10 protein-coding genes and 1 pseudogene are annotated in these 8,080 nt (G+C 66.3%); 5 read left to right on the forward strand and 6 right to left on the reverse strand.

Features of this window, described 5'->3' with window-relative positions; genetic code table 11:
* Window positions 1-1,133, forward strand: a pseudogene (locus Q1J95_RS12370) (serine/threonine protein kinase); the annotation flags it as partial.
* 53 nt (window positions 1,134-1,186) lie between these two features.
* Entirely contained in the window at window positions 1,187-2,896 is a 1,710-nt protein-coding gene (pknB, locus tag Q1J95_RS12375) for a Stk1 family PASTA domain-containing Ser/Thr kinase (protein WP_300267976.1), read from the forward strand.
* A gap of 10 nt (window positions 2,897-2,906) precedes the next feature.
* Here the strand turns inward: pknB and Q1J95_RS12380 are convergent, their stop codons facing one another.
* The 3 genes from Q1J95_RS12380 to Q1J95_RS12390 are packed head-to-tail and all read right to left on the reverse strand — an operon-like array spanning window position 2,907 to window position 4,502.
* Window positions 2,907-3,542 carry an aminodeoxychorismate/anthranilate synthase component II gene (locus Q1J95_RS12380; protein WP_300267977.1) on the reverse strand — a complete coding sequence of 212 codons (636 nt, stop codon included), beginning with the start codon at window positions 3,540-3,542 and terminating at the stop codon, window positions 2,907-2,909.
* A complete protein-coding gene (locus Q1J95_RS12385; protein WP_300267980.1) occupies window positions 3,539-3,694 on the reverse strand; it encodes a hypothetical protein in 156 nt (51 codons plus the stop codon). The genes Q1J95_RS12380 and Q1J95_RS12385 overlap by 4 nt, the downstream gene beginning before the upstream one ends.
* 10 nt (window positions 3,695-3,704) lie before the next feature.
* Window positions 3,705-4,502: a class E sortase gene (locus Q1J95_RS12390; RefSeq protein WP_300267982.1), complete on the reverse strand. Its 798-nt coding sequence runs from the start codon at window positions 4,500-4,502 to the stop codon at window positions 3,705-3,707.
* An 89-nt stretch (window positions 4,503-4,591) separates the two neighbouring features.
* Between Q1J95_RS12390 and Q1J95_RS12395 the strand changes: the two genes are divergently transcribed.
* Window positions 4,592-4,831 carry a cell division protein CrgA gene (locus tag Q1J95_RS12395; RefSeq protein WP_300267985.1) on the forward strand — a complete coding sequence of 80 codons (240 nt, stop codon included), beginning with the start codon at window positions 4,592-4,594 and terminating at the stop codon, window positions 4,829-4,831.
* 138 nt (window positions 4,832-4,969) lie between these two features.
* On the opposite strand, the gene Q1J95_RS12400 is transcribed toward Q1J95_RS12395, so the two are convergent.
* Together Q1J95_RS12400 and Q1J95_RS12405 are read right to left on the reverse strand one after the other, a co-directional pair.
* Complete coding sequence (locus Q1J95_RS12400) at window positions 4,970-5,863, reverse strand: rhomboid family intramembrane serine protease (protein ID WP_300267988.1); 894 nt, start codon at window positions 5,861-5,863, stop codon at window positions 4,970-4,972.
* 24 nt (window positions 5,864-5,887) lie between these two features.
* Window positions 5,888-6,445: a peptidylprolyl isomerase gene (locus Q1J95_RS12405; protein WP_300267991.1), complete on the reverse strand. Its 558-nt coding sequence runs from the start codon at window positions 6,443-6,445 to the stop codon at window positions 5,888-5,890.
* A 91-nt stretch (window positions 6,446-6,536) separates the two neighbouring features.
* On the opposite strand from Q1J95_RS12405, the gene Q1J95_RS12410 reads away from it, so the two are divergent.
* Entirely contained in the window at window positions 6,537-7,034 is a 498-nt protein-coding gene (locus Q1J95_RS12410; RefSeq protein ID WP_300267992.1) for a DNA helicase, read from the forward strand.
* Window positions 7,031-7,510, forward strand: a complete 480-nt coding sequence (locus tag Q1J95_RS12415) for an aminoacyl-tRNA deacylase (protein ID WP_300267994.1) — start codon at window positions 7,031-7,033, stop codon at window positions 7,508-7,510. The genes Q1J95_RS12410 and Q1J95_RS12415 overlap by 4 nt, the downstream gene beginning before the upstream one ends.
* A gap of 115 nt (window positions 7,511-7,625) precedes the next feature.
* On the opposite strand, the gene Q1J95_RS12420 is transcribed toward Q1J95_RS12415, so the two are convergent.
* The gene (locus tag Q1J95_RS12420; protein WP_300267997.1) at window positions 7,626-8,051 is read right to left on the reverse strand and encodes an NUDIX domain-containing protein; all 426 of its coding nucleotides are present in this window, start codon (window positions 8,049-8,051) and stop codon (window positions 7,626-7,628) included.
* Window positions 8,052-8,080 lie beyond the last annotated feature (29 nt).

Below are 8,080 nucleotides of genomic sequence, written 5' to 3' on the forward strand. Positions count from 1 at the left end.
CTTTCACGGGCGAGTCGCAGGTCGCGATCGCGATGGCGCAGATCAACGAGCAGCCCCCGCCGCTGCCGCCCACGGTGCCGATTCCCGTGCAGAACCTCGTCATGGCGATGATCGCGAAGAAGCCGGGCGACCGGCCGTCGTCGTCGGCGACCGTGGCTCGCGCAGCGCAGGCGCTGCGCCGCGGCGACCTGAACTCGGCTGCCATCGCCGTGCCCGCGATCGCCACCGGCGGTGTCGCTGAAGACGACGCCACGCGCCTGCTCACCTCCACGGGCGATGACGGCACCACGCGTATTCTGCCCACCACGGCGCAGCTCCCCGCCGACGGCGAAGTCGAAGGCGAAGAGGAAGAGAAGAAGAAGCGCAGCCCGTGGACGTGGCCGCTGATCGCGCTGATCGCGCTGCTGGTGATCGTGCTCGGCGGCACGCTGTTCGCGCTGTTGAATCAGGGCGAGCCCGATCCGATCAAGTCCACCGGCACGCACTCCCCCTCGCCTGATCCGACGACGCCCGAACCCTCACCGGAGCCGACGCGCGTCGACATCACGGCGCTGGGTCTGGAAGGCATGACGTGCGACGCGGCCACCGCGACGCTCGCTGAGAACGGCATCACCAACGTCACGTGCACAGCGGGCGATGCGGCAAGCTCTGACGACCAGGTCGGGAAGATCTACCAGGTCCAGCCCAGCGGCAACGTCGAGCCGACCGAGACGATCACACTGACCCACTACGGCGATCGCACTCCCATCGCGGCGCCGTCTGATACTCCGGAGATCAGCGGCAACCCGTCGCAGGTCGAGGCCGGGTCGACCGTGACGCTCACCTGGGGTGCGGGCTTCAGCTGCCCGAGCGGCAGCAGCATCGTCGGATATCAGGTGAACCTGCAAGGTGCGTCGTGGGTCGGCGGCGCGCCAAGCGGGACCGAGCGGAGCAAGCAGATCAAGATCGACGACGTGACGCAGGAATCACAGTTGATCGTGTCGTACGCCGGGGTCTGCGGCGGGGACGGCAGCGAACCCCGCACGTCCCCGAACTCGAACGACTTCGCCGTGACGATCGTTCCGGCCGCCGAAGAAGAGCCCACTCCTGACCCCGACGCCGGTGGCGAAAGCAATGGAGACCTGCTCGGCTGAGGGTAACCTAAGAGGAGTTTTTACCGCCGTTGTCTGACCAGGGGGAATCGTCCGTGTCCGAAGAGCCACGCATCATCGCCGAGCGATACCGCGTCGACGAGCTCATCGGTCAGGGCGGCATGGCCCGGGTGTATCGCGGCTATGACGTGACACTGGGCCGTGAGATCGCGATCAAAGTGCTCGACCCCGAGCTGGCTCGTGACACGGCGTTTCGCACGCGATTCCGCCTCGAAGCGCAGGCGGCCTCGCGCATGTCGCATCCGTCGATCGTGCGTGTCTTCGACGCAGGTGACCCGTCATCGGCCGGCGATGGCGCGCCAGCGGCGGGAACGCCGGGCAGCGAGCCGTATATCGTCATGGAGCTCGTCCGCGGGCGCCAGTTGAAGGACATCATCGCCGAGGGGCCGGTTCCTGTGGCGGATGCCGTGCGCTATGTCGACGGCATCCTCGAAGCTCTCGACTACTCGCACCGCGCCGGTGTCGTGCATCGCGACATCAAGCCCGGCAACGTGATGATCACCGACAAGGGCCAGGTCAAGGTCATGGACTTCGGCATCGCCCGCGCGGTGTCAGACTCATCGTCCACCGTCGCCGAGACCACGCAGATCGTCGGTACGGCAGCCTATTTCTCGCCCGAGCAGGCCAAAGGCGAGCCCGTAGACGCTCGCGCCGACCTCTACTCCACCGGTGTCGTGCTGTATGAGCTGCTCACCGGGCGTCAGCCCTTCCGTGGCGACTCCCCCGTCGCCGTCGCGTACCAGCACGTCAGCGAGACGCCGGTGCCACCCACCGAGGTCAACGAGCAGGCTCCCGGCGCGCTCAACCCGATCGTGTTGCGCGCGCTCGCGAAAGATCCATATCAGCGGTATCCGGATGCTGCGAGCTTCCGCGCGGCGCTCGACAATGCCGTCGCCGGCAAGGCACCGACGAAGAAGCAACTCGGTGCGTTGACGAGCGAACTGTACGGTCCGAATCCGCGACAGGCGCAGGAGACGGCGCGTTCGCTGCGTCAGCTCAGCACCGACACGACGATGACGCGCACGCAGTCAGGCCCCCCGGTGGTCTGGATCTGGGCCGGTGTGGCGCTGCTCGCGGTGCTGCTGGTCTCGGTGCTGGTGTGGGTGATCATGATGCCGCGTGGCGAACAGATCCCCACGTCGTCTCGCACCGTGCCCGACCTGGCGAACGTCTCGTATGAGCGCGCGCAGAGCGATCTGGAAGAGCTCGATCTGCGATCGCGGATCATCTACGAGGCGAGCGCGACGGTCACAGAAGACAACGTCATTCGCACCGACCCGGATGCCGGACAGTCGGTCGAGCGCGGCCAGGAGGTCACGCTCTACGTGTCATCGGGAGCCGAGACGGTCGCGGTGCCGACCCTGGTCGGGCTCTCCCAGGATGCGGCCAAGACCGCGCTGGAGGATGCCGGGCTGACGCTGGGCAGCGTCACGCCACGCAACGATCGCGACAGCGCAGCCGACACGGTGCTCGAGATCACGAATGCGGCCGAGGGCGATGAGATCGCACCCAAGACCGCCGTGAACATCGTCGTCGCCAGTGGCCGCGTCACACTGGTCGATGTGACCGGGTGGACGCTCGACGCCGCGACGGCGAAACTCGAAGAGCTCGGTCTCACTCCCCTTCCGACTGAGCAGCCCGACTGCGCCGCGACCGACCCATCGACGATCACCTCGATGTCGGTGGCGCCGGGCGATGTAGCGGTGCACTCTGAGGTCGATCTGCGTTACTGCGTGGGCGAATAGCGCAGCCGCATCAGACTCTGAGCGGATGCAGGCGGTCCGCCGCCGCGACCGCATCGACGTCGCCGACCGATTCCAGCCAGTTCGCCAGCAGACGGTACCCGTGCTGGGTGAGCACGCTCTCGGGATGGAATTGCACGCCGAGGATGGGCAGGTCGCGGTGGGCGATGGCCATGACGGTTCCGGATGCCGTGCGCGCGGTTGCGATCAGCTCGGGCGGAAGCGCCGCCTCGTCCAGCGCGAGGGAGTGGTAGCGGCCCACGTCGACGGGCGAGGGGATGCCGTGAAACAGCACCGAGCCGTCGTGTTCGATCGCCGAGACCATGCCGTGCATCAGCTCGGGCGCCTCAGAGACTTCGGTGCCGAAGGCCGCGCCGATCGCCTGGTGTCCGAGGCACACGCCCAGCAGCGGCTGTGTGCGTGCGACGGCGAGCGTGACGATGTCGACGGAGGCACCGGCGTCGCGCGGACGGCCCGGCCCAGGCGAGAGCAGCACCCCGTCGAACTCGGGCAGGATGCGCGCGAAGCCAGCGGCGTCATCAGCATCCGCCTCGATCAGCGAGACGACGGCACCGAGTTCGCGAAGGTAACCGACGAGTGTGTGCACGAAGCTGTCGTGATTGTCGACGACAAGCACGCGCACGCTCATTCCAGATCGACCTCGCCGGGAGCGACGATCGGCGCCACCCAGGGGAAGACGTAGAAGAACAGGCCGTACAGCACCGCCGCGACCAGCACCAGCAGTATGAACAGGCGCACCCACCACGGGCCGGGCAGGATGCGCCACAGTGCTGCGTACATCAGAGACTCCTTACCAGGACGGGCTTGCGACGGCGACCTTGGCGAGCGAATCGGGCTCGCCTTCGGCGCGGGGCTGGAAACTATCGAAGACACCGTAGGCGACGATGCGCTCGGCGAGTGAGTACAGGGGTGAACATGCCGTGAGAGTGATGTAGCGCTCGCCGTCGCTCGCCCCCGGCACCTGTGGCACGTCGAGCAGCACGTCGACCTCGGTGGGCTTGACGTACTCGAGTGTCCGGAAGCGGTAGGTGTACCAGCCCTCGGGTGTCTCGACGACGATCGCGTCGTCGAGCTTCAACTTGTCGATCTTGTTGAACGGAAAACCCCAGGTCGTACGATGTGCGGCCATCGAGAAGTTGCCGACCTCGCCGGGCATCTTCGATTCGGTGTAGAGGCCGATGCCGATGTGATCGAGTGTGCCTGAGCGGGTCGTACCGCCGGCGATCGCCTGGTTGTAATCGTCGCCGAAACGGGGGATGTGCATGCGAGCGAAGATCTCGGCGTTGTCGGGATGCGGCAGAATCGGCGGTTCGTAGTAGGTGACGGCCTCGTCACCCTCGCCATCGGTGATCAGCGGCGGCGGCTCGGGGGCGGGAAGTTCGGCCCACTCCTGCGAGATCGCGGCACCCTCAGCATTCTTCTGCGCGCTGATGATGATGTCGCCGACCCACATCTGCCAGACGACGAACAGTCCGACCACGACACCGGCCGTGAGCAGCAGCTCGCCGAGGACGCTCGTGAAGGTCGCTCGTGAGCGTGGCCGGCGTCGGCGAGCGCGACGCGTCGTGGGGGCCGCGGTTGCACTCATACGCGTGATCTTATCGCCCCGACATGTGCGTGCTTCGAACGAGAGCCCGGGCAGTGGGGAACTGGGGCGCGGTTGGGTAGACTGAGCACATGGCACGAGACCGCAAGAGCGAAGAACCCGTCGTCGAACGCGCCGAAGGCGAGACGGCGCCCAACGCCGTCTGGTTCAAGCCCGTCATGCTGGGCTTCATGCTGCTGGGCCTGGCATGGATCCTCGTGTTCTACATCTCGGGCATGCAGTACCCGATCCCGGGTATCGACTCCTGGAACCTCGCAATCGGTCTCGGTATCGCGATGATCGGGTTCCTGATGACCACGCGCTGGCGATAATCTTCGACTTCTCTGCGGCCCTCGCTTCGGCGGGGGCCGTTTTCGTGCGTCCTGAGGAGAGTTATCCACAGGTTATCCCCACACTGGGGAGAATTACACCGATGTTATTCACAGGGTTGATAACCCTGTGGGATCCGATCAGGCCAGCAGAATCATCGGCGGAATCAGGAACACCGCGGCGATCAGCAGCAGCGCGACAGCGATCAGCAGCAGCGTCTGCCAGCCCTTCTGACCGCGCTTGCGCGTGCGCAGGATGATGAAGCCGACCAGCGCCCCGATCGCCGCGCCGCCGATATGCGCCTGCCAGGCGATGTTGAAGCCGGGGATGAAGCCGATCACGAGGTTGATGCCGAGGATGATCAGCAACCCGGTCATGTTCGCGCCCATGTGCAGGCCGATGACGAGCAACGCCCCGAAGAGCGCGAAGACGGCGCCGGATGCCCCGACCACCGATGTGCCGGGGGCAAGGATTCCCACAGCCACCGAACCGCCGAGCCCGCCGAGCAGGTAGAGCGCGAGGAAGCGCCACCGGCCGAGCATCGGCTCGAGACTGCGCCCGATCATCCACAGCGCGAGCATGTTCAGGCCGACATGCCAGAGCCCGCCGTGCACGAGTAGGGCGGTGAGCAGCCGCCACGGTTCGAAGATGCCACCGTTGAGGCTGGGGTACAGAAAGCCCACCTGGAAGGCGAGCGCTCGGGTGATCTCGACGCCGAAGCCGGGGATCAACTGCAGCAGGCTCACGAACGCCGTCACGATCATGATCGCGTACGTGACGATGGGGCGGCCCGAGCTCACCGCCGTGAGTGTGCCACGTGAGCGACCCCACTGCCGCTGCGCACGCTTCTGCGCCGGCGTGCGGTTCTTTCGCTCAGCGGCCATGCACTCGGGGCAGATGACGCCGACTGCCGCCGGGGTCTGACACTCGTGGCAGATGGTGCGCATGCAGCGCTGGCAGAGCACGAAGCTCTGCCGATCCGGATGCCGATAGCAATAGTTGTCGCGGTTGTTCGCGAACTCGGGCGTCGTCATCCGGATCGACCAGTGATCAGCTGATCAGACCGCGACGACGTCGACGGACTGCAGCACGACGTCCTGCACGGGGCGATCGCCGGCAGCGGTCGGAACCGCGGCGATCGCATCGACGACCTTCTTGGACGCGTCGTCTGCGACCTCACCGAAGATCGTGTGCTTGCCCTGCAGCCACGGGGTCGGGTCGGTGGTGATGAAGAACTGCGAGCCGTTCGTGCCCTCGGCCTTGCCGGTGATGGCGTTGCGGCGAAGGCCAGCGTTGGCCATCGCGAGAATGTAGGGCTCGTTGAAGTTCAGATCCATGTTGATCTCGTCGTCGAAGTTGTAGCCCGGGCCGCCGACGCCCTGGCCGAGCGGGTCGCCGCCCTGGATCATGAAGTTCGGGATGATGCGATGGAAGATGACATCTTTGTAGAGCGGGCCTTCGCCGGGCTCGCCGGTCGCCGGGTGCGTCCAGTTCTGGGTGCCGTCAGAGAGACCGACGAAGTTCTTCACCGTCTTCGGAGCCTGGTCACCGAAAAGGTTGACGACGATGTCGCCGTGGTTGGTGTGGATGGTTGCGACGTGTGAGTGCTGAGGCATACTCCTATTCTCGCAGAGCATTTTCCCGCCCGACGTACAGACTCGTCTGGCAAGATGGAAATTCCTAAACTCCAATGGACAGGAGAGCATCGTGAGCCTCACCCGCAAGCGGAAGAAGGAGCTGCGTCGTCTGCAGCACGACGCCACCGAGCTCTGGGAGCACCAGCAGCAGTTGGTCGGTCACGCCGCAAACGTCGCCCGTGAAGCGAGTCGTCAGCTCGGAAACGTCGGCCGCGAGCAGGTTCTGCCCGCGGTGCAGGAAACGTACAACCGTCACTTCGCCCCGTCGATCAACCGCGGCGTGAAGGCAGGCCGCGAGGCCATGGACAAGAAGGTCCTTCCCGCCGTCGGTGGTGTCCTCGGCACCGCGATGTCGGCATGGGATGCCGCGAACGCGAAGCGTCAGGGCCTCTCCTTCACTCGTGAGCCCGCAGCCCCGGTCAAGCGTGGCCCCGGAATCGGGTCGATCGTCGCGATCGTCCTCGGCGTCGCCGCCGCTGCGGGTGTTCTCTACGCCGCCTGGCAGGCGCTTCGCACCGACGACGAGCTCTGGGTCGCCGACGACCCGCTTTCCGCCCCCGAGGCGTGAGCGGCCCCGATCCGCACGCCCGCGTACGCGACGCCGCGGCGGCGCGCGATCTCGCTATCGAGATCCGTGAGCGCCCCGCGGCGAACAGCCTGCACGAGGCGGCGGCGTTGCTCGGCATCGAGCCGTCGGACATCGTCAAGACCCTGGTGGTCAAGCGCGCTGACGACACGTACCTCTTCGCGCTCGTGCCGGGTGGTCAGGCGATCTCGTGGCCGAAGCTGCGCGCGCTCGTCGGCGTGAACAAGCTGCGTCTGCCCGAGCCAGAGCTCGCTCTGGCCGCCACCGGTTATGAACGCGGCACGATCGTACCGATCGGCAGCACCACCGACTGGCCGATCTTCGCCGACGAGTCGATCGTCGGCCAGCGCATCGCGATGGGTGCCGGAACGCAGGGCTTCAGCCTTTTCGTCGAGGCCGACGAGCTGATCGCCGCCTACGGCGCGACAGTCGCCGACATCACGGTCCCGGAGGCGTAGACCCGCTCGGTCGTGATGTCGAAAGGGCAATTCGGCATGGTGCACCGATTCCACACCGTGCTGAACTGCCCTCTCACGAGCGCTCGGACTGGGTCAGCGAGCGAAATCGCGCGGCTCAGGGGATGACGCCCGCCATCCGCAGAGCGATGTTGACGAGCTTCACGCGCTGCAAGTCATCAACCTCGTCCAGCGTGAACCATCCGGCCATGTCTGTGGAGCCGTTCTGCTCGAAACGCAGTTTTCCACCAGAGATCTTGGCGCGGTAGACGATCCGCAGGGTGTGCAGCGGAGCATCCGCCTTCTTCACCCGGCGACCAGCCGGGATCACACGCGAGTGGATGCCGAGCAGTTCCTCGACGTGCACCGTGAAGCCGGTCTCTTCGCGCACCTCGCGGCGCACGGCATCCTCGGGGTCCTCGCCGGCCTCGATACCGCCGCCGGGCATCGTCCAGGCGACGCGGCGCCCCTCGGTCCAGCGCGCGAGTAGCACCCTGCCGTCGTCATCGGTGACGACCGCGTATGCCGCGACCCGCAGATCCATGGGTCAACCATAGTGGTTGCCGACACCAC

The organism is Microbacterium sp. (assembly GCF_029263575.1).
Lineage (GTDB): Bacteria > Actinomycetota > Actinomycetes > Actinomycetales > Microbacteriaceae > Microbacterium.